13 protein-coding genes are annotated in these 22139 nt (G+C 67.7%); 12 read left to right on the top strand and 1 reads right to left on the bottom strand.

The genetic code is table 11. The features are described 5' to 3' along the window. Nucleotide 1: 1 nt before the first annotated feature. Entirely contained in the window at nt 2-1252 is a 1251-nt protein-coding gene (locus Voc01_RS44805; RefSeq protein ID WP_203933864.1) for an NsdA family TPR-like regulatory protein, read from the bottom strand. A 184-nt stretch (nt 1253-1436) separates the two neighbouring features. Here Voc01_RS44805 and Voc01_RS44800 point away from each other — a divergent pair, with 184 nt between their 5' ends. The 12 genes from Voc01_RS44800 to pglX all read left to right on the top strand — a co-directional run bounded on the left by Voc01_RS44800 (nt 1437) and on the right by pglX (nt 22010). After that, nucleotides 1437-2771 carry a transcriptional regulator gene (locus Voc01_RS44800; RefSeq protein WP_203933863.1) on the top strand — a complete coding sequence of 445 codons (1335 nt, stop codon included), beginning with the start codon at nt 1437-1439 and terminating at the stop codon, nt 2769-2771. Continuing rightward, nucleotides 2768-3334, top strand: coding sequence for a flavoprotein (locus tag Voc01_RS44795; protein ID WP_203933862.1), 567 nt, complete (start codon nt 2768-2770; stop codon nt 3332-3334). Before Voc01_RS44800 ends, Voc01_RS44795 begins: the two co-directional genes overlap by 4 nt. Before the next feature lie 484 nt (nt 3335-3818). After that, a complete protein-coding gene (locus Voc01_RS44790; protein WP_203933861.1) occupies nt 3819-4145 on the top strand; it encodes a hypothetical protein in 327 nt (108 codons plus the stop codon). Nucleotides 4146-4699: 554 nt separating this feature from the next. Further along, nucleotides 4700-4858: a hypothetical protein gene (locus tag Voc01_RS44785; RefSeq protein WP_203933860.1), complete on the top strand. Its 159-nt coding sequence runs from the start codon at nt 4700-4702 to the stop codon at nt 4856-4858. Next, the gene (locus tag Voc01_RS44780; RefSeq protein WP_203933859.1) at nt 4855-5673 is read left to right on the top strand and encodes a helix-turn-helix domain-containing protein; all 819 of its coding nucleotides are present in this window, start codon (nt 4855-4857) and stop codon (nt 5671-5673) included. Before Voc01_RS44785 ends, Voc01_RS44780 begins: the two co-directional genes overlap by 4 nt. A 959-nt stretch (nt 5674-6632) precedes the next feature. Next, the gene (locus Voc01_RS44775; protein WP_203933858.1) at nt 6633-7172 is read left to right on the top strand and encodes a hypothetical protein; all 540 of its coding nucleotides are present in this window, start codon (nt 6633-6635) and stop codon (nt 7170-7172) included. A 156-nt stretch (nt 7173-7328) separates the two neighbouring features. After that, entirely contained in the window at nt 7329-9794 is a 2466-nt protein-coding gene (locus tag Voc01_RS44770; RefSeq protein ID WP_203933857.1) for a hypothetical protein, read from the top strand. Further along, the gene (locus tag Voc01_RS44765; protein ID WP_203933856.1) at nt 9745-10653 is read left to right on the top strand and encodes a hypothetical protein; all 909 of its coding nucleotides are present in this window, start codon (nt 9745-9747) and stop codon (nt 10651-10653) included. The genes Voc01_RS44770 and Voc01_RS44765 overlap by 50 nt, the downstream gene beginning before the upstream one ends. 157 nt (nt 10654-10810) lie before the next feature. Beyond that, nucleotides 10811-12391 (top strand): PDDEXK family nuclease, encoded by a 1581-nt coding sequence (locus Voc01_RS44760; RefSeq protein ID WP_203933855.1) that lies wholly within the window; start codon nt 10811-10813, stop codon nt 12389-12391. A gap of 469 nt (nt 12392-12860) precedes the next feature. Continuing rightward, nucleotides 12861-13979, top strand: a complete 1119-nt coding sequence (locus Voc01_RS44755; protein ID WP_203933854.1) for a tyrosine-type recombinase/integrase — start codon at nt 12861-12863, stop codon at nt 13977-13979. 373 nt (nt 13980-14352) lie between these two features. Then, nucleotides 14353-18483, top strand: a complete 4131-nt coding sequence (pglW, locus tag Voc01_RS44750) for a BREX system serine/threonine kinase PglW (RefSeq protein ID WP_203933853.1) — start codon at nt 14353-14355, stop codon at nt 18481-18483. Then, nucleotides 18480-22010 carry a BREX-2 system adenine-specific DNA-methyltransferase PglX gene (gene pglX / locus Voc01_RS44745; protein WP_203933852.1) on the top strand — a complete coding sequence of 1177 codons (3531 nt, stop codon included), beginning with the start codon at nt 18480-18482 and terminating at the stop codon, nt 22008-22010. Before pglW ends, pglX begins: the two co-directional genes overlap by 4 nt. The last annotated feature ends 129 nt before the right edge of the window (nt 22011-22139 follow it).

The raw sequence follows: 22139 nt of genomic DNA, 5'->3' as shown, positions 1-22139 counted from the left end.
GTCACCGGCCCGTTAGCGCTACCCGGTACGCATCGAGGAATGGTCGAACGCCGGTGAGCGCGCCGTGCCGGCGCAGGCCGAGCACCAGAGGTTGGGTCGCACGGACCACGCGGTAGGAGCCGGCAGTCCGTGCGAGTTGAAGGGCTTGTTCGCCGTGTTGTGCCGCTCGCTCCGGGGCGACCGGCAGGTAGCACTCCCCGAGGTATGCGTGCCAGACGCCGGTGTCGATCGGCGAGGTCGCTCCTCCAACGGTGAGAAGGGTTTCAAGAATCTCCGCTGCGGTGGCCGGATCGCCAAGGAGTTGCCGGCAGCGAGCGTCGACGGCGGTGACGTACCGCAGGTCGCAGTGCTGGGCGAACGTGTCGGGCGCGTCGATCATCGCGCTGCCGAGTTCCCGGCGGGCCGCCGACATCGCGAGGAACGCGTCGTCGTCGCCGGCGCACGCCAGCCCTTCTGCCATGCGCGACAGGCAGAGGACGCGCGTCCGGGGAGGAACCGCGGCCAGGGTCAGCGATTGTCGGGACAGCTCGATCGCTCTACGGGCGTCGCCGTGGTCGAGGGCGCGCTGGCTCTGGCGCATGAGCGTGTAAGCGATGAGCGGTTGATCGCCCGCGTCGGAAGCCCGGCGATGGGATCGGCTCAGCCAGACGTCGCCGTTCGGATCTCCAGTGTTGTCGGAGATCCAGCTCATGAACTCGGACCAGCGGGCATCGACGCCGGCCAGAGACCGATCGGCAGCGCCACGGCGCAGGCGCTCAAGAACCGTCAGGTGTCGGCGGACCCGGCCGCGGACGGAATCGGACGTGTGAGGTCGGTTCAACGACGTGAGGTCGTCCAGTTCATGAAGCCATGCTTCGACTGTGTCGGGCACCTCACCGGCGAGTTCGTCGTCCACCTCCGAGTCAGTGATCGCGACCGGATCCTCCGACACTTCGCCCGCTCGATCGTCGCGCCGACGAGATGGAGTCAGGCCCAGCGCCTCGTCGTTGTCGACGTTGAGCACCCGCCGCAATGCGGCTCGGCGTTCCGCGCTCGGCCACCGGTGTTCCCCGCGCTCGAGCTTGCCGACCCAGCTGTGGTCGACGTAGTGGGCCGCCGCCTGCCTGGCCGGGTAGAGGTGGTCGAGTGCCGCGTTAACGGCGTCGGCGAGCTCGGTCCGGGACAAGGGCGCGCCGCCCCGCCCGTGTGGGGGCCGCATTCGCCTGCGGGCGTCGGCGAGCAGCCGGTTCGGCACGCTTCCCCGATCTTTCATGTATCACCTCCCGGGCCTCGCGGTTCTCGTGGCTCAGGCATGCACGTTCAGCATCGCACCGCAGACGTGCCCTGGTTCACCGTCCCCTCGATCGGCCGCCGCAAAGCTACAGGTAGCCTCCGCTGGCCAGACGTGACCCGACGCGCGCATTCTGAGGACCGTCGGACGAGAATGGAGGCTCGTCATGCCACGGCGCAGGGACGTCCCGGTCACCGCCAACACGAAGCTCCGTGACGCCCGGCTCCGGTTCCCTTCACCGCAGCGGCCGAGGCAACGCATGTCTCGCGCCGAGCTGGCCCACGCCGTCAACGCGGCGCTCGACCTCCTCTATCCGGGACGGTCACTCACCGCCCAGTACGTCGACGCCCGGTGGGTCGGGAAGCTCGAACGCGGCGAACACCGGTGGCCCAGTGCCGAACGGCGTGCCGGACTTCGACGCGCTCTGGGGGCCCTCAGCGATTCCCAACTCGGGCTGTTCGTTCCCCGGCGGACCGATGCGCCCAAGGCTGACTCCACCGTCATTCCCATGGTCGACGTTCCTGCGATCCGCGGCTCGCTCCAGCGTTACGTCGCGATCTCCACGGTGCTGGCACGGGAACCACTAAAGGAACCCGCTTCGGCTGTCGACCTCCGCGCACGGGTCGACAGCGCCTGGACCTCTTTCCAGCGGGGCAGCTACACCGCCCTGGGCGCCCGTCTCCCGGACCTGCTGCGCGTGGCTCAGGACCTGCACCGGTCCACCGACCTTGACCAACGCCACACCGCGGCAGGCCTCCTGTCGATGGTGTACCAGGTCACGGCGTCGTCGCTGTGGAAGGTCCGCGAGGGAGATCTCGCGTGGCTGGCGGCCGAACGTGGGCTGGCGCTAGCCGAACAGACCGGTGATCCGCTGCTGATCAGCGACGCCGCCCGTCGAGTCGCGCAGGGCCTAGCGGTCAACGGGCAGCCCCGGCAGGCGCTGGACCTGCTGCGCGCGGATGTCGATCGGCTGGAGCCGGGCCTCGGGACGGCGGGCCCCGCCTACCTGTCGTTGTACGGGATGCTGTTCCTCCTCGGCGGCGTCATCGCCGCCCGCGCCGAAGACTCGACCCTCGCCTCCGACTGGCACCGCGAAGGCGCCCGCATCGCCTCCCGCCTCGGCGCGGACCGCAACGAACGCTGGACTGCGTTCGGACCGACCAACGTCGTCCTCCACCGCGTCGCCGCTCTCGTTGACCTCCAGGACGGCGACGCTGCGATCGACGCCGCCGCCGACGCGACGCCGCACGGGCTGGCGATGCTCCCCCGCGAGCGGCACGCCGCATTCCTCGTCGACATCGCTCGCGCGCACGCGCTGAGACGCGACCGCCACACGGCCACCACCGTGCTGCTCGAAGCAGAGAGCATCGCCGCTGACGAGGTCCGCTGCCGCCCGGCCGCCGCAGGCCTGGTCACCGACCTGCTCGCAGCAGGTCCCGGAGCCGCTCCCCTGCCGCTTCGGGAACTGGCCGCGCGCTGCCACGCCGGCGCCACCGCATGAGTGCGACGCCGCCCCGGCGGGTTCTCCACCTCATCGTCTGCGGCGGGCCCCGGGCGGGACAAGCGGGCAACGGCATCCGGCTCGCCCATGCCCGCGGATGGGACGTCGTCGTGGTGGCCACCCCGGCCGGTCTTGACTTCATCGACCAGCCGGCGCTCGAGGCGCTCTCCGCACGTCCGGTATTCCACGCCTACCGCCGCGACCCTGACACACCCAGCCTGCCGCCGGCGGACGCGACCCTCGTCTGCCCGGCCACCTTCAACACGATCAACAAGCTGGCCGCGGGGTTCTCGGACAACCTCGCCCTCGGTCTGCTGACCGAGGCGGTCGGCACCCGCGCGCCGCTCGTGATCGCGCCCGCGCTCAACAGCAGCCAGGCCGGCCATCCCGCCTTCGCCCGCAGCGTCAACGAACTCCGGGCCGCGGGTGCGGTGGTCCTTATCGGACCCGGGATCTACGAGCCCGTCGCGAAGGGCACGGGACGCCGGCCGTATCGGTGGGATCGCGCACTCGACGCCGTTGACGACCTCGATAGCCGCAGGTCAGAGCCTGGTCGGACCTGAAGTCGGTACATCGGAACGGACTGCAACTCGGGATTCTCCCAGGGCCCGTGTCTCCCGCATCGTTGATCCGCAAGAGTTCCGTGCTCATGGACTCGCGGGAGGTCCGATGCTCTGGCTCGTGGTCGTCCTGGTCATGACGGTCGTCGGCGTGGTCGCCGGGTTTCTTCTCGGCAAGCGGGCGAGCGCATGGTGCCCGGGCTGCGGACGGACATCGGCCGGCTTACACCCCGTCCGTTCGCACTCCACGCAATCGGCGACGCCGACGCCACACCTCACGGACCGCTGGTCGCGTGGGGAATGACGTTGCCCGACGGGTCGGCTGTCACCGTCGACTGGCGAGACGGACCGCCGTCCGACGTCACGCTGAGCACGAATCCGGAGCGGGCCGCTCGACTCCACGACGCGGAACTCGTGTGGCTCCGACCGCTGACCCGTACCGCGGCCTAACGGCCGGACCAATCACGTACTGACGAAAGGAATCTCGGTGTCCAACGCCGGATCAACTTTGCCCGGCACCGCGAAGCGCGTGCGGCCGTTGCTGACGGTCGCGCAGCTCCGCGAGTTGCTCGAACGCGTCGAACGCAACGGCGGCGGTGACTGGGACGTCGACATCTTTCCCGACTCGCTCGTCGCCAGGAACGCAGCACAGGACGACATCGACTTCGGGCTGCTGCGCTACGGCATCACCGGCGTCGACACGCTCGGCGGGGACGGGACCCAGGACTTCGTCCTCATGAGGTTCGCGCCCGCACCTCTTGGACACGGCCACGCGCGGACGGGCAGCGGACCGTCGCGCACCGACGGCACCTGAGTCCCGGCATATCGACCACACCGACCGATCTGTCCGTGTCGCGTCGACAGCAAGTGGCGGTGCCGCCCCGCATGGGAAGGCGCCCGCCGACGATGCTCATCTACCGCCGATGCAATTACGACCGACCTAGCAAATCTGGAGGGTCGCCATGGTCCCTGCGATCAACGTAGGCGGCGCCGTCACCATGAAGGAGGCTGACCGCTTCCCCTGCCACGGTGACGTAACTGTGCGAATCGCCGAGCGCCCGTCCGTCCATCTGCAGAGCGGCAGGGTCCGGATCCCAGCTGGCCGAGCCGGAATCGCTTCCGACGACGGGGCATTGGTCGGTTGCACGACCCTGGTCCGCACAGCGGCGCTGAGACCGGCGCTATGAGCGCCTTATACATCGCGGGCGCCCTGGCCGATCAGCTCGAGCAGGCGCATGAGGTCATCTATCGCCATTTGATCAGTTGCGTCCCTTGCGCTTCGGGCCGGCCCTGTCAGGAGCGCGACCGAGCCGAGGGCGTGTTCGTCCGCTACGGAGTTCTTCCGCGCCGCATACGAGGGATGACCACGTGGCCGCGCATGTGACCCGCGAGCAACCGCCGTACGTCCCGATCATCGCTGCTTCGCGGACAGCGGCCGCCGCCTTCGTCCGGCCGTCACGTGAGCGCGCTGACCACGTCGTCCACCACCCGCCCGCGGTCGCCGCCGTCGCCGAGGCCACCGCATGACCACCGTCCTCCGACGGCAACTGGGACGACAACTCCGGCAACTCCGCGAGGCTGCGGGCAAGACCCTGGCCGATGTCCGCGAAGCCGGACTGGCGTCGCCGGTCAAGCTCTGGCGCATCGAAAGCGGTCAGGTGGTGGTGAAGGTCGGCGACGTACGCGGTCTGTGCTGGCTCTACGAGGCCGACATCGCCACCACCGACATGCTCACCCGCTGGGCGGTCGGCAGTCGAGAGCCAGGCTGGTGGGAAGACTTCGACCAACCCATGTCCACCCGTGCCGGGCTCTACGCCGGGCTTGAGGCCACCGCTCACCATCTCTACATCTACGAACTGGGACAGGTGCCCGACCTTCTCCAGACCGCCGACTGCGCCCGAGCGCACTACCTCGCAGTCCACCCCAGCGCCGCCCAGACGGCCGTCCATGACTTCGTGAAGCATCGCCAGGAGCGTCAAGCGGCACTGACCCAGCGGATCCCACCGATGCGGCTGACCGCGGTGCTCGCCGAGAACGCGCTGACCCGGCCCTTCGGCACCCCAGAGGCTATTCGCGAGCAGATCGAACTTCTCGTCGAACTCGCCCACCACGTCCACATCGACATCCGATACCTACCGTCGAGCAGCGGGATTCACTCCACGGTGCGCTCCGGCGGCTTCACGATCCTCGAGTTCGTCGACCCGGATGATCCCGACCTTGTATACGTCGAGACACACACCGGAGCCCGCTACCTGGAACGGCCCGACGAACTCGCCGAGCATCGACGCATCTTCGAGCGCGTCTACTCCCTCAGCGTCCCAGCCAGCGAGTACGGTCTCTGATCCGTCGTTTCGGCCATTTTCAATTTGCACCCGCCTCGCGATCTGCCAGGGTTCCGAGAGAGGCGGCTGACTCCATCTCCATCCGAGCCGGAACTCGACGATCCGTGGCCGCGAGCAGCGAGGTCATGGCCGCCTCCCAACTCCAGAAACTTGGCCGCCAGCGGCATTGAATTGGAGTGGCCGCATATCAGCCGAACGCGTCGGTCGCAGCGGGGCTGGCGCTGATGTCGACCCGCTTGTGTCGCCCACAGCATGTTGCGGTTTTTGAGATTCCCAATTCTGGAGGCGGAGCGCGTTACGGTTTGAGGATTCAACCAGTGAATTGGAAGTACGAATCAGGCTATATCGGTGCGGGTTGGTTGGTTTCAGTTCAGGACGTTTCCTGCCCGATCGTGGAAGTAGTCAGCGCAAACGCGCGCCACGGCCTGTTGTACCGTGTCGGACCGCATCAGAACCGTCGATCACCCTGGAATACCCACCCTGCCACTGGCCGGCCCGCCGACCCCGGCCACCATCGTCACGTCGCCGTCCGACGACCGCCCAACGCAGCCTGGGACGGCCGTCGCGGTTGGGAGCTCGGTTCCAGCCCGGCGGGCCAGGTGATCTACTCAACGCCACCCCTCCGTCGCTGGCGAGGTGCACGGCGTCGGCGCCACGAACGGTGGCTTGCTCTTACCGCCGCGACCAGGCCGAGGGCGGCGCTGGCGAGCGTGAACAGGTCGCCGAGGACGGTGGTCACGGTGGTCCAGATCTGCATGGTGGTCGGCCTTTCGTGCATAGGATCGGTTGCGGCTCCAGGTTCGCCCTGATTCCGGGTCGCGGTCTGTCCGCTGCCGTAACGTGCTCGGTCGTGGGCCTCGGGCCAGGACCGGAGCAACGATTAGGAGCACACCGCCCGTACGCTGAGCGCACAGCAGAAGGCTCAGGAGGGCATGGCGATCAGCGGGCGGGGTCAACCGGTGGACCAGTCGCGGTGGCCGGCGCAGGGGCCGTGGCGCAACTGGCTGAACCTGTGCGTGCGGATCCATCGTGAGAACGGGCTGCCTAGCTTGCGGACGCTCGCCGGTCGGATGCAGCTCTCATCGCCAAGCCGGATCGGGGAGATCCTGCGTGGCATTGGATGGCCCGCGGACGACATCCAGGCCGAGCGTCTTCTGAGTGCACTCGGCGCGACCGACGCGGAACTGAAACGAGGAAGACAGCTCTTCGTGAAGGCTCGCGTCGAGCGGGACGGGGCGGCGGTCCGACGGCAACGTCCGGACTGGTGGCACCGGTCGGGCTACAGTGAGCAGCTCGCCGATCTGGCGCCGATTGAACTCCTCGACCGTGATGAGGAGCTCGACGAACTCGCTGCTTGGTGCGCCGTTGATGAGGCGTACGTGTGGTGGCAGGCGCCGGCCCGGGCAGGCAAGTCGGCGCTGATGTCTCGGTTCGTCCTGAACCCTCCGCCGGATGTGTGGGTGGTGTCGTTCTTCGTCACAGCGCGGTTGGCGAGCTAGGCAGACAGCGCGGCCTTCACCGAAGGTCTGCTGGACCAGCTGAGGGCGATCACCGGCGATCAGCCGCCGCTAACCTCGGTTGCCCAACGAGACCGGCAACGCCGGCGTCTCCTTGCGGATGCCGTGGAAAAGGCCGCCTCGGCCGGGTGCCGGCTGGTGTTGCTCGTCGACGGTCTTGACGAGGACTGCGGATCATCGCCGGGGTCGGGTCAGGCAAGCATCGCCTCGCTACTCCCCAAGCGCCTGAACGGCCTCAAAATTATTGTCGCGGGGCGCCCGGACCCGCCGATACCGGCCGATGTAGACCCCGATCACCCACTACGCACCGCCCGGATACGCCCTCTGTCGGCCTCGCTGCACGCTCGTCAGGTCACCGAGCTTGCCGACCGTGAACTGGACGAAATCCTCGCGGTCGACCCCGATCGTCATCATGGGCTCGGATTCCAGGTGATCGGCCTGGTCGCTGCCAGTGGCGGCGGGCTTACCCGCGATGATCTTCAGGCGCTGACCGGTCGGCCGGCGTACGAGATCGAGCGGCTCCTGCGCGGCGTGTTCGGCCGTACCGTGGCCGGTCGTACAGACCGGCGTGCCGACGGCCGGGTATACCTGTTCACCCACGAGACCCTGCACGTGCAGGCTCTCGACCGACTCGGGTCGCCAACGATCGCGGACTTTCAGGGCCGCCTCCACACGTGGGCGGATAGGTACCGACAGCTGCGATGGTCCTTGGAAACACCAGCTGGCTACTTGATTCGCGGCTATTTCCGGATGTTGAAGAGCGCCGGGGATCTTCAGGCGATGTACGCGTTGGCCGCCGACACCGATCGACACCGCTGGCTGCGGGTCGTTACGGGAGGGGACGACATTGCCCTCGTCGAGATCCGTGATACCCAGCACGCGTTGCACCGTTCTGGCGACGATCACCTACCCGACGTCGCTCAGCTGGCCTGGCTGCGGGAGTGGATCCGTCGACGGAACAACCACGTTCCGTGGTCGCTCGTGGAGGCTCGGGCGCGCTTGGGCCAGATCGCGCGGGCTGAAGCACTTGCTCATTCACTGACAGGCATGGACGACCGCGCCGTGGTATTCGCCACGTTGGCGGGCATCGCGGCTGAGCGTGCCGAGTTCGACGAGGCCGAACGCCTGGCCGGCTCGATCCCGGCTGGACGGCGCCAGGTAGAAGCGCTGCTCGCCGTCGCAGCGCATGCGGTTACGGCCGGCGAGCTAGCGCGGGCGCGCAGGCTGGTTGACTCGGCGGCCGGCCAGGTGGTCGCTAGTCCCGACTTGCAGCAGGCCGGGGTGTACGGCCAGCTCGCGGTCGCGGCGGCTCGGCTCAACGATCGTGCTGCGGCGGCGCGGTTCGCCGACCAGGCCGAGAGATGCGCCGCAGCCATGCTGTACCCCGGGATGCGGCAGCAAGAATTCGAGGTGGCAGGCATCGCCGCAGTGAAGTCCGGTGATGCCGACCGCGCGGTGCGGCTACTCAGCCACTCATCCGGTCCGTCCGCCCAGATACAGCAGCTGCAAGTGCTCGCGCACACCGCAGCTCGGCACGGCGACAGGGAAAGGGCAGCTGCGTGGATGCAGCAAGCAGCTGACCTAGGCTCGACGGTCGACGACGCGCAGGATCGCGCCGACAAGTGCGCGCTGGTCGCGATAGGGTTCGCGGATCTCGGCGACGCCCGACGCACCGCCGAGATGATCGAACACGCCGTCGCCATCGCACGGCAACTCGGACACGCGGAGCGTGCTCGGGTGCTCTGCTGGTGCGCGGAAGCAGTGATCACGGTAAACGGAGTCGGTCACGCGGTTGCCCTGGTCAGCGAGGCCGAACAGGCGGCGCGGTCCGTTGCTGAGCCGCGTGAGGGTGCCGCCCAACTCGCCTGGGTCGCCGGGCTGGTAGCCACCATCGACACGGTGTGGTTTGGACGCCTGCTGGAGGAGCTCGACCAATCTGATTTACACGACCAGGTGCTCGAGGATGCTCTTCGCCGATCGGGCGATGCCAGCCCGGAGCGCTTGTGCGAGCTCGCTGGCATGATTCACGACCCGTTCCGGCGGGCGCAGGCTTTGGCTGGAGTCGCCGTGAGCCTCGCCTGCAACGGTGCCTTCGACGAGGCAGCCAGGTGCGCCGATCAGGCAGAGCAGATCGCCCAGTCCATCGACACCGCCGAGGCCAGGACCGCATCGCTGGTCGCGGCTATCAACGCCATGCTGTTTCTGGGCGATCATGACCGGGCGGCTGCGCTGGCTGAACGCCTTGAATCCATTGTCGGCCTGCTTGACTCGGTCGGACCGGGTACGTCGCTGCGGATCGCCGGGATCGAGGCGCTGGTTGCCGCAGGCAACCTGGCGGCAGCGCTGCGGCTCGCCCGCACTATCGAACAACCTTCCGGAGATCCGGGCGTGATCACCGCGGTAGCACTCGCCGCTGGACGCGCAGGTCTCGCCAGCCGCGCTCGCGAAATCGCGTTGTCGCTCCCCGTCGTCCCGTACAGAGTCCGCGCGCTGACACAAACTCGCAGACGAACGCCTTGCCGCGGGCGAGCCCGAGCAGGCAAACGAACTGGTCGTGCTTGCTCACACGATCGCGGACGCGATCATCGAATCGCGCGACCGTGACCAGGCACTGTCCTGGCTTCCGACTGTGCTGTGCCGGCTGGATGACCTCGAGGTCGCCCGCCGCGTCGCCGGCATGATCCGCTCCCCCGACCTTCGGATGGCGACCCTCGTGCAGATCGCGGAGACCGCGACGGCGGACGGAAACGCCGACATAGTCGGAAAGGTCATCGCAGAGGCCGAGGATCTGGCGACCACCCTGGAAACGGGGTACGCGAGGGTGAATGCCCTCGGGCGGCTCGCTGCGGCAGCAGCGGCGAGCAGCCTGCCCGGCATGGCCGAGCAGCTCCTCGAGCGAGCGGCTGCTGCAGCACGTGTCGACCCGCTGATGCGGGACCAGCTTATTGTTATCGTGGGCGTCGCAGCGGCGAAGGCAGGGCGGCTCGATCTTGCGGAGGCGCTACTCGGCGAACGTGGCACTCTGCGAATTTCCTTGAGTTCCACCGCATCGGACATCGCCGAGATTCTCGGGCTGATGATCCAGCAGGACGATGTCGAACGGGCGACCCGCGTCCTGGACGGTGTCATCGGATCGTGGCGGCCGCACATCCAGAAGCGGCTAGCTGAGGCTGCGGCGCAGGCAGGAAATCTCACGGCCGCAGAGAAGCTCGCTCAGTCGCTCGAGGATCCTGGCCTTCAAGCGTCTGCGCTCGCCGTGCTCGCAGCGGCATCTCCCGCTCACGCACAACGTTCGCTGTTGTGTCGGGCGTTGATCGTGGGTGGCTGGGATAGCTGCTTCGTCGTGATGGCTCGTGTCGCGCCCGATCTGGCGAAACGGTTCGCCGACGAACTGCTCGCCTTCGACAGTGACGCGGGTTCCCAACATCTTGCAAAGGTGATCAAGCCGGTTTTGGCCATTTAGAATCTTTGCGACATCTGGGCCGTCATCCAGCGTCACGATGATCTTCGACTGATCCTGCCTCATGTCGGGCCGTGCGCGGCCTAGCATGCGGCAGTGACACGCAGCGCAAATTGGGTCGCACCGGCAACGGTGAGAGTTAACGTGCGAGCATCAGGCCATGGCGCTGATCTCCGCCGATGCCCTGGCCGGATTCCTTCTCGAAGAGGCGATCGCCTTCTTGCTCAGCTCGAACGGATACCGACTCCTGCAGCAGTCCGACGCTGACGAGCAGGCGTTGCGTCAGGCGGGACATGGTCTGCTCGTTCGAGGCAGGGGTGCCGATCACCAAGCTGACGTGTTGGGCGACCTGCTGATGCCTACACCGTTCTCCCTGCCGGTCCGGCTGTTCGTCGAGGCGAAGAACCGTGGCTCCAAAGTCGGTCTGGCAGAGGTACGCAACGCCCACGGTGTCATCGACGACGTCAACCAGCACTACTCGACCGCGCTGTCGGCGTCCTACCGGCAACCGCTCCGCCGATACCAATACCGCTATGCTCTGTTCTCGGCGGCCGGATTCAAGAGGGAAGCGCAAAGCTACGCACTCGCCCAGCAGATCTCACTCGTCGACCTGTCCGGACCTGCGTTCCAACCCCTCATCGCCACCGTGGAGAGGGCCGCACAGCTGATCCTCGCCGAAGCTGCCGCGATCAATCTCCCTTCCTTCCCTGTTCGACAGGCACGACTGGCACTCCGAACTGCCTTCGGAAGTGTTGAAGCCGAAGTATCTACACCCCGCGCAGTCACCGACAGCACGAATGGGGGTCTGTCCGAAGACGTACTGGTGTCCTGGGCCGCTCGGGTGACCGCTGAACTGCAGGACTCCGCCATCGGTGAGGGGCTCATCCTGGGCTTCCCCGCAGCTCCGTTCATCCTGGCCATGCACCCGGACAGCTTGGAAGACTTCGAGACTTTTGTCGCCGAACACGGTTCGGACATCCCGGTGGACATCCGATTCGGACGCCAGGGAACTCGCGGGGACTGGACCATCACCCCCGCGGCGGACCCTGACGCCTTCCGACTATCGTTCGGTCTTCCCGGCGCACTCGAGACCTGGCTGCTGTCCGTGCCTGAGCAGGAACGCCGGCGCGCGGCCGATGCCAGAGGCACCCTCCTGCAAACCATCAGCCTCTTTCTTGAGGATCGGCTGGTCCAACTGCGGTACCAGCCGGTACAAACGCCCCCGCCACCAGACGAGAACGAGACTCAGGACGACGAACAGGTTCAATACGACGCCGGAACCGACGCAGCCGACACCTCATTCCTGCGACGAAACCTTCCGGCGCAGCCCCGGCCGCGGAGACAACCCGAGCCGCGACCCATGATCGACGACCAGGTCGAGCGGGTTCCACGCGACGTTCGAGGCTGGTCAACGCGGGCGGCTGCTCAGTTGATGACCGAGCTCGACGCTCTCTACCCAATACGGGCGGCCCTGATCCGTACAGCAGCGCATCAGGACGGTCGATTGGAGCGGGCACAGGTGTACGCGATCGCCGACTTTACACCGGACCGGACACTGCGCGGCCTGACGCGTCCCACAAACCGCATCACGGCCGCCCTCATCGAAGAAGGTCGACTTCCTGAGGAAGTGGAGTACCCGCTCCAGACCGGCTACGACTACGGAGTCCGAGCGACCCATTTCACCGTGCCGCCCGACCTCGTAGCAGCGCTGCAAGCCCTCGGTCCCCCACACGGGATCTGACGCACCGGGGTCAGGCGGCCCCAATCGGCCCGGAACGACCAACGTCAAGAGACCGCCGTAGTGCACAGCTGGATTGCCTCGCACGTCCGGCGTCATACCTTGAGCCATGGGCGATTAGTCCGAAAGGATCGACGTCCGGCTCCCGTGTCGTTGAGCCGTGACGCGTCCTGCTCCATTCAGGTTGTCGGTACAGGCGTAGCCATCGACAAGCGGCTGGTGATCTCGGATGTATCGCAGATCGAGTGAACACCGGATCGGAGTCTTCCAGCGGTGCACGACGGCCTGTCCGCCGCGTGACGAGCCGTGCTACACGCATCTGTGGTCCTATTTGGTGGAGTTGCCGCCTGGTCCTGGCGGACGACGGCAGTGCACCAAGGGAGGGTTCGCGACCGCGTTAGATGCGGCAGCGGCCCGGGCCACTGTTATCTCCCTCGAAGGCGGCGCGTTGACCCGCGGGAAAGCCGCGACCGTGGCTGACTGGCTGACCGACTGGCTCCGCCGGAAGATCGACTCCCGCTCGATCCGGCCGACCACCGCAGTGGCCTACCGCGGCCATGTGGAGAACTATCTGATTCCGCACCTGGGCCACCTGCCGCTCGCCGCCCTGCGGCCGCAGGACGTCACGCAGATGCTCATCGCCGTGCGGGACGAACACGACCGTCGACGCGCCGACGCGATCACCGCTAACGCCGCCGATGCCTGCAAGGTCGTGGGCCAGATGACGCCCGCGCGGAAGGGCGGAGGCCCGCCAATCCGCTCACCCCGTCGCTGTGTTGCGGTGCCGAGGCCGTTTGGGCCGGCAACTGCCCAGCGGGTGCGGGCGACGCTACGCAGTGCTCTGAGTGCCGCGTATCGGGCGGGACTTGCTCCGCGGAACGTCGCCGCCCTCGCCGACGTTGCCCAGGCCCGCCGGCCGAAGGTGGCGGTGTGGCAACCCCACGAGCTCGGCCGGTTCCTCGACGCGATCGTCAACGAGCCGCTGTATGCGCTGTTTCACCTCGCCGCGTTCGCCGGGCTGCGCCGCGGCGAGCTCTGTGGCTTGCGGTGGCGCGACGTCGACCTCCGCGCACAGCTCATCGAGGTAGCGGCGCAGCGCACGACTGCCGCGCACACCGTGGTCGCCGCCGTGCCCAAGACGGATAACGTCGATAGCAGGGTCGACATCGACGCACGCACCGCCGCCGTGCTGCATCGCCATCGCCGTACCCAGATAGCGCAGCGGCTGGTTACCGGCCCGGGCTGGCGCGAGAGCGGGCTCGTCTTCACAGCCGCTGACGGACGAGGGCTGCACCCGGACTATGTAAGCAAGTACTTCCAAACTCTCATAGCCCGCCATGGGCTGCCGAAGATCACCCTTCACGGCCTGCGGCACGTGGCCGCGAGTCTGCAGATCGCTGCCGGCATCGACATCGCTGTAGTGAGCAAACGTCTACGGCACAGCTCAATCAAGATCACTAGCGACACGTACGTGCACCTCATCGGCACCATCGGCCGCCAGGCTGCCGAAGCGGCAGCCGCTCTCGTTCCCCTCCAGCGCAGCCTCCCGGTCATACCCGGCAGAGACATTCCGGTGGACGGAGTTGGGTAAGCACTGCCGTCGTGCGACATGCCGCCAGGTGGCCGGAGATACTCCCGGCTGACCATCGCGTGGGCTCACCGAGATCGATGACAGGACTGTCGACAGTGACGATCCGAACCGGATGACGGCGGCTGTAGTCCCGGACGGGGTGGGCGAGTTTAGGGACGGTCGCGGTAATTCCCCGGGTACGGAACCTGTGCACGTGTTCATCTCATACTCGCGTGGCAACGCCGACCACGCGGCGCCCACTGCGTCATCCGATCGGTCGAATTCCTCTCCGTCCAGTCGAACCTCGGATCACGCGCGGCCGGCGGGTAACGTACAGCGACCGGCATAGCGCAGAATGACCCGGGCAGGCGGGACGAGGTCAGGGGGCATCGGGGTGCGGTCGGATTCGCCGCGTTGGGAACAGATCAATCCCAGCCCGTACGCCCACGAGCAGGACGGCCTGCGGATCCTGGCGAGCTACCTCGACGACGCCGACCCGTTCCACGTCTGGGCGAACGTCGAGTTCGTCGGCACCGACGGGTCGATCAACGAGGTCGACGCCCTGGTGCTCACGCCGCGCGGCCTGTTCGTCCTGGAGCTCAAGCACTGGCAGGGCGAGATCAGCGGTGACGGCACCCAGTGGGTCCGGCGAGTGCCGGGCGGGCGGCTGATGCCGGAGGACAACCCTTACGTCCTCGCCAACCGCAAGGCCCGCCGCCTCGCCAGCGTGATCAACTTTTACGCCCGCCAGCAGGGTAAGGAGCACCTGACGCCGTTCGTCGGCGCGGCGGTGTTCATGCACGCCACGACGACCCAGTCGCGGCTCGACGCGATCGGGCGCCAGCACGTCTACGGCCTCGACCGGCACCCGTCCGGCCTAGACAGTCTGAAGGAGTTTCTGAACGGACGTCCCCACAACCCGGCGCACTTGATCGACCCGGCCCGTGGCCGGCAGATCGTCGACCTGGTGCGAGGTGCGAAGATCCGCCCGTCGGTTGCCGACCGGAAGATCGGCCAGCTCCTGCTGCACCCGCGCGCGTACGCCGAAGGGATCGGCTGGCAGGACTTCCTCGCCGGGCACGCCATGGACACGGCGCTGGTACGCCGAGTGCGGTTCTATCTGACCAGCCGGGCCTCGTCGGAAGACCTGCCCGTCATCCGGCGGGCGGCCGAGCGGGAGTTCCGGCTGCTGCAGGGCATCCACCACCCGGGCATCGCCCGCGCTCACGACCTGGTGGAGCACCCGTGGGGTCCGGCGGTCGTGTTCGACCACGACACCGGCGGCGTCCGGCTCGACCAGTGGCTCACCCAGCGCGAGGACAGGCTGACCCTCGCCCAGCGGCTCCGCCTGGTCCAGGATCTGGCCGAGATCATCGACTACGCCCATTCGCGGCGGCTGGCGCACCGGGCGCTGCACCCGCGGGCGGTGGTGGTCTCCGCCCCGGAGACGGCCACGCCGCGCCTGGTGGTCAGCGACTGGCAGACCGGTGGCCGGCTGCCCGGCAGCACTCAGCTCACCCGGCTCGCGTCGTCCGGCGACAGCGGTGCCGGTCTGGAACTGTTCTTCGACGACGAGGTACGCCAGTACCAGGCGCCCGAGGCGGCGATCCGGTCGGACCTGCCCGGCAGCCAGCTCGACGTATTCTCCTTAGGCGCGATCGCGTACCGGATCTTCACCGGTTCGCCGCCGGCTGCGACGGCCGAGGAGCTGGTGAGGGCGGTCGCCGATAGCGGTCTCAACCTGGCCGCCGCCGTCGATGGGATGCCGAGCCGGTTGGTGGATCTGGTCTACGACGCGACCCGGGGCGATCCGACTCGACGGCTAAACAGCGTCGCGGCGTTTCGGGAGGCGCTCGGGAACGTCTGGGACGAGCTGACCGCACCCGAGCCCGAACCGGTGATCGATCCGCTGGAGGCGCGCAAGGGCGACGTGCTCGAGGGCGGTCTCACGGTCGTGCGCCGGTTGGGGTCCGGCGCCACCGCGACCGCGCTGCTGGTCACCCGGACAGGCGACCGCAAGGAGCTGGTGCTCAAGGTCGCCCGCGACGAGCAGCACGCGCCACGGCTGCAGGCCGAAGCCGAGACGCTGAGCCAACTCCAGCGGCACTGGCAGGTGGCGTCGCTCGTCGAAGGTCCGGTGACCGTCGGGCACCGGACCGCGCTGCTGCTGGAAAGCGCCGGCCCGCACACGCTCGCCGAGGAGCTGCAGGGCGGCCGGCTCGTCATCGACCTGCTGGAGCGCTACGGCCGCGACCTGCTCGACATCGTCGTCTTCCTCGATGGGCAGGGGGTGTGGCACCGCGACATCAAGCCGGCGAACCTCGCCGCGCGTCCGCGGCCGAAGGACCGCGAGCCGCACCTGTGCGTGTTCGACTTCTCGCTGGCCCGCACCGCCGCCGACCAGTTGACCGCCGGCACGGTGCCGTACCTCGACCCGTTCCTCGGCCCGCCCCGGCGGACGCGCTACGACGCCGCCGCCGAACGGTTCGCCGCCGCCGTCACCCTCTACGAGATGGCGACCGGGACGCTGCCCCGCTGGGGCAACGACGCCAACCCGGCGGCCATCAGCGACGAGGTCACCCTCGACCCGGCTGACTTCGACCCGGTGCTCGCCGACCGTCTCATTGCGTTCTTCGAACGGGCGCTGGCCCGCGACGCGACAGCCCGGTTCGGCACCGTCGACGACATGGCCGACGCGTGGCGGGCCATGTTCAAGGACCTGCCGAAGCCCGGCCCGGACCAGCCTCCGACCGGGCCGTCACCTGCCTCGCTCGACCGGGACTCTCCGCTCACCGCGACCGGCCTCACCGCCCGTGCACGCTCGGCGCTGGACCGCCTCGGCATCCACACGGTCGGTGAACTGCTCGGATCTGAACCATCCGCGCTGACCCGGGCCAAGGGAGTGCCCGACGCGACCCGCAAGGAGATCCTCGCCCAGATCCGCACGCTGCGTGGCCAGATCCCGGTCCCCGCGCCCAGCCCGGCACCGGAACGGGCGATTCCACGCGGCATCGAGGCGGTCTGCGCCACGCTGCTCCCGCCAGCGACCGGCCGCGGGTCGCGCGAGCGCCGCACGTTGGCCGTGCTGCTCGGGCAGGAGCCGGGCAACGACGGGCGGTTCCTCCGCTGGCCCTCGCAGACCGAGGGCGCCGCGGCGACCGGGCTCGGCCAGCCGCAGGTGTCGACGCTGCTGCGCAAGTGGGCCAAGGAGTGGCTCGGCAACGAGGCGCTGCACCAGGTGCGCGACGAACTGGTCGCCCTGCTCGACAACCGCGGCACGGTGATGTCGGCGACCGAACTCGCGGAAGCGTTCCTCGCCGCCCGTGGCTCGTACTCCGAAGAACCGAAGCGCACCGCGCAAGCCGTCGGTCTGATCCACGCCGCAGTGGAGGCCGAACTCGCGCGCGGCGGCGACGCCCGGGTCGCGATGTACCGGCTACGCGACTCCGGCGCCGCGCTGGTCGGCCGCGAACCCGACGACCCCGAGGCCGAGACGACCGCCGCGCAGCGGCTCGCCTACGCCGTACGACTCGGCCGCGCCGCCGCCGATCTCGCCCGGCAGGACCCGCTTCCCACCCGGCAGCGGGCACTGGAAACCCTGCGCGGCATCGCTGCCCCGGATGACATGCCCACAGTGGACGATCAGCGCCTGCTCCGTCTCGCTGCCGAAGCCAGCGGCGACAAGGCGGACGTCAACGCGCAGGGGCAGTTCTACCCCGTCGGCATGCCCGCACAGCGTGCCCTGGAGCTGGCCATGGGCAGCATCACAGGCCAACGGCTCCCTCCCGACCAGATCCAGGCGCGGGTACGCGCACGGTTCCCGCGGGCGAAGCCGGTTCCGCCGCGCCCCGACCTCACCGACCTCCTGAAGGCCGCCGGCGCCCCGCTCGCGTGGGAACCGACCCAGGGCGTCTACGCACCGCCGAGCCTGCGCCCTCCCACCAGCACCCGCATGGCCAGCGTTCTCGGCCCGCTCGGTGGTCCCGAGGCCGTGTCCGAAGTGGACGCCAAGCTGACGACGGCCCTGCGCGGACGCGGCTACCTCGCCCTGCTCGCACCGTTGACCCGCCTCCAGCCGGCGCGCCGCGCGCTGCTGACCCGGCACCGGCTCACCGAGGTCGACGCCACCGCCATCATGCTCACCCAGCTCCGCGCCCTCGGCTTCCCGTGGGAGGTCATCGTCGCCGCCGACAGCGGCGACCCCACCAGCGCCGATTTCCGCGGCCTAGCCGACCTGGTGCGCCACCACGTCGTGCCGGCCGTAGCCGAGGCGCTGGCAGTCGAGACGCCGGTGCTCATCACCGAGGCCGCACCGCTGGCCCGGTACGGGCAACTGCGGATCCTGCAGGAGCTCGCCGACCCGACCCGACCCCGCCCAGCCGCCCGCCTCCTGCTCGTGCCGGCCCGTCAACCGGATCCGGCCAAGCTCGACAGCGCCCAACTTCCGCTCACCTCCCCGGCCAGCCAGTCGCTGTGGCTGCCGCCGGCCTGGATCACGCCCACCGTGGAGACGACCGCCCGATGATTCCCCTGAAGCCGTTACAGGCACAGGTCCGCACGCTCGTCGACAGTCTGCGGGAGACCGTGCCGCAGGACGAGAAGTTGTACGGCGAGCTGCGCGCCGAGTGGGGCGAAGCCCGCCGCGCCGAACGCACCGCCGCCACCTTCGAAACCTGGCTGGAGGACGTGCTCGACCAGGCCGCCGTCGCCTGGGTGCTCGGCTGCGTGTTCGTGCGCTTCTGCGAGGACAACCGGCTCGTCTCTCCACTGTGGATCGGCGGCCCCGCCGACGCCGCACCCGCCGAGCGCGCCGTCCACAACCGGCAGGCGTATCTGATGCGCGAGGAGACCGCGCGCAACAACGACATGCACTGGCTCCGCGAGGCGTTCACCTACCTGCGCCGGCTGCCGGCCACCGGCAAACTGTTCGACCACCACAACCCGGTGTGGCGCTTCGCCATCTCCGGCGACGCGGCCGAGGCACTGTCGGACTTCTTCCGCCGCGGCCCGGGACTTGTGTCACTCGTGTCGGAGAAGCTGGAGACCCGGTTCCTCGGCGACCTGTACCAGGACCTGTCCGCCCACGCCCGGTCGACCTACGCGCTGCTGCAGACACCCGAGTTCGTCGAGGAGTTCATCCTCGACCGGACGTTCGAGCCGGCGCTGAAGGAATTCGGACTGGCGCAGATGAGCGTCATCGACCCGACCTGCGGATCGGGACACTTCCTGTTGGGCGCGTTTCGACGTTTGGTACGGCTGTGGAAGGACCGGCACCCGGCCGACGACGTGCGAGAACTGGTACAGAAAGCGCTGCACCAGGTGACGGGCGTGGACATCAACCCGTTCGCGGTGGCGATCGCGCGGTTCCGGTTGATGGTAGCGGCTCTGCGCGAATGCGGACTGACGTCGTTGGAGAAGGCACCCGCATTCGACGTCCGAGTGGCGACCGGGGACTCGCTGCTGCCGTGGAGCAAGGACGAAGGCAAGGGGATTGAGCAGACCGATTTGCTGTCGATCCGCGACGGCGAGGTCGAGTTCGCCTACGCGGCCGAGGATTTCGACCTACTCAAGGAGTACCTACGACCGAGCACGTACACGGTGGTGGTCGGCAATCCGCCATATATCACCGTTAAGGACAAAGCGCAGAACGAGAGGTACCGAAGCCTCTACTCGGCTTGTTCTGGCAAGTACGCCCTGACAGTTCCGTTCGCCCAGCGGATCTTCGGGCTCGCGAAGCGTGGAGACGCCGACGGGGTCGGCGCCGGCTGGGTCGGCCAAATCACCGCCAACTCGTTCATGAAACGCGAGTTCGGCAAGAAACTGATCAACGAATTCTTCGCTGGCAGCGTTGAATTAGCGGAGGTTGTTGACACATCAGGTGCGTTCATTCCCGGCCATGGAACGCCGACCGTGGTGCTTATTGGACGGAACCGGGTCGTTAGCCAACGCTACAGCAACACGATTCGATCAGTGCTTAGCGTGCGCGGGGAGCCGACTCAGCCAGCTGAGCCGTCACTTGGCCTTGTTTGGGCCGCTATAGTCGGACAGATCGACAGGCCTGGGTCGGAATCACCGTGGGTCAGCTCAATCGACTGGCCCCGCGATCAATTAGCTCGGCATCCATGGAGCCTGAGCGGCGGCGGCCGCGCCGATCTCCGAGAGTCAATCGATCGATCCACGAAACGCTTTAACACTAGAATCGAAGGAGCAATCGGATTCGCAAGCTTCCCAGGCCAGGACGATGCGTATTTTGCGCCAAGGTCCCACTTTCTTCGCCGCGGCATTTCCGATTCCGTGTACCGCGAGCTCGTGACCGGTGACGCCGTTCGAGACTGGGCGATCACGTCGTCAGAGTATGCCCTCACGCCTTACGACGCCGAGCACCGCTTACTGCCACTGGACGAACAAACGACCTGGGCGCGCCATCTGTGGTATCTGCGACGCACGTTGCGATCAGTCGTCGGATTCGCCGGTGAAACTCGATCGGGCAGCGGTGAACCGTGGTGGGGTTGGTACAGGTGGATTCGTGACCGCTACCGCAACCCGTACTCCATCACATTCGGTGAAGTCGCAACTCACAACCATTTCGTGCTCGACCGAGGCGGGAAGGCACTCAACCGCACCGCACCAGTGGTCAAGCTCCCCAAGGATTCGACTGAAAATGACCACCTTGAGCTAGTTGGCTTATTAAATAGCTCGACTGCATGCTTTTGGCTTAAGCAAGTGTGTCATGACAAGGGGATTCGCGGGGAAGGCGGAGGCTTCACAAGCGACGACTGGGAACGCTTTTACCAATTCAATGGAACTCGGTTACAACAATTCCCTGTACCGGCAGAGCTACCACTTCGCCGGAGCACGATTATCGACCGGCTCGCCCAGTCCTCAGCCGCTGTGACCCCAACTGCGACTGCCGAAGCGAGTGTTCCCACGCGAGCCAGGTTGATCGCTAGTCAAACTAGGTGGCACTCGGTTCGCACGCAGATGATCGCGCACCAGGAGGAACTCGACTGGGAGGTCTACCGCCTGTACGGCCTCCTTGACGAGGACCTTACCGTCCCCGACCCGCCGGAACTTCAACTCGGCGAGCGTGCCTTCGAGATCGTGCTCGCGCGCAAGGTCAAGAACGGCGAAACCGAGACGCAGTGGTTCGCCCGGCACAACTCCACGCCGATCACGGAGTTGCCGGCGCACTGGCCCGACGAGTACCGCGCCATGGTTGAGCGGCGCATCGCCGTCATCGAGTCGGACCGCAACATCGAGCTGATCGAGCGGCCGGAGTGCAAGCGTCGCTGGTCCGCTGAGGGCTGGGACGCCATGCAGAGCAGGGCACTTCGAGATTGGCTGCTCGACCGGCTCGAAGACGAGTCGCTGTGGGGCGGGGCGACTACGCCGATGTCGGTCGCGCAGATGGCCGACCGCGTGCGTCACGACACCGGCTTCCGTTCGGTGCTCGACCTGTGGGTGGGCCACGACCAGCACGACCTCACGAAGACGCTCGGCAAGCTAATCGCCGAGGAAAACGTCCCGTACTTGCCGGCCCTGCGGTACAAGCCGTCCGGGCTCCGCAAGCGCCTGCAGTGGGAGCAGACCTGGGCGTTGCAACGTCGGGAGGACGCAGGCGAGAAGCTCGACATTCCGGTGCCGCCAAAGTATGCCTCGGCCGACTTCGTCAAGAACAGCTACTGGAGGAACCGTGGCAAGCTCGATGTTCCGAAGGAGCGCTTCGTCTCCTACCCGGGCGCCGGGCGCGACGGTGACCCAACCGACCTGCTCGGTTGGGCGGGTTGGGATCATCTCGGCCAGGCGCAGGCCCTCGCGACCGTCTATATCGACCGCAAGACCCAGGCCGGCTGGTCGCCCGACCGGCTGCTGCCGTTGCTCGCCGGCCTGGTCGAACTGGAGCCGTGGCTGCATCAGTGGCACAACGAGCCGAAGCCCGGCTTCCCCGGCACGCCGGCCGAGTTCTTCACCAGCCTGATCGACACCGAACTGTCCATGCTCGGCCACGACCGCACGGAGCTGAACCGCATCCGCGGCGTCGATGCATTCTGAATGCCCGGCCGATCGGACTGTGCCGCCTTTCGACCCGGGACCGCTGAATCGCCGCAGTGAACTGCTTATGATCTGTCTTCACCGCCCCGTTGAGGACCGCGCGGACCAGCGGCTCAACTCTCCTGTCAG

It is taken from the genome of Virgisporangium ochraceum (assembly GCF_016863655.1).
Classification (GTDB): Bacteria; Actinomycetota; Actinomycetes; order Mycobacteriales; family Micromonosporaceae; genus Virgisporangium; species Virgisporangium ochraceum.
This window is presented reverse-complemented; position numbering and strand designations above follow the sequence as displayed.

Coding starts and splice junctions, on each gene's coding strand:
- Voc01_RS44795 (WP_203933862.1), top strand. CDS start 2,768: ATGAGTGCGACGCCGCCCCGGCGGGTTCTCCACCTCATCGTCTGCGGC.
- Voc01_RS44805 (WP_203933864.1), bottom strand. CDS start 1,252: ATGAAAGATCGGGGAAGCGTGCCGAACCGGCTGCTCGCCGACGCCCGC.
- Voc01_RS44760 (WP_203933855.1), top strand. CDS start 10,811: ATGGCGCTGATCTCCGCCGATGCCCTGGCCGGATTCCTTCTCGAAGAG.
- pglX (WP_203933852.1), top strand. CDS start 18,480: ATGATTCCCCTGAAGCCGTTACAGGCACAGGTCCGCACGCTCGTCGAC.
- Voc01_RS44800 (WP_203933863.1), top strand. CDS start 1,437: ATGCCACGGCGCAGGGACGTCCCGGTCACCGCCAACACGAAGCTCCGT.
- Voc01_RS44780 (WP_203933859.1), top strand. CDS start 4,855: ATGACCACCGTCCTCCGACGGCAACTGGGACGACAACTCCGGCAACTC.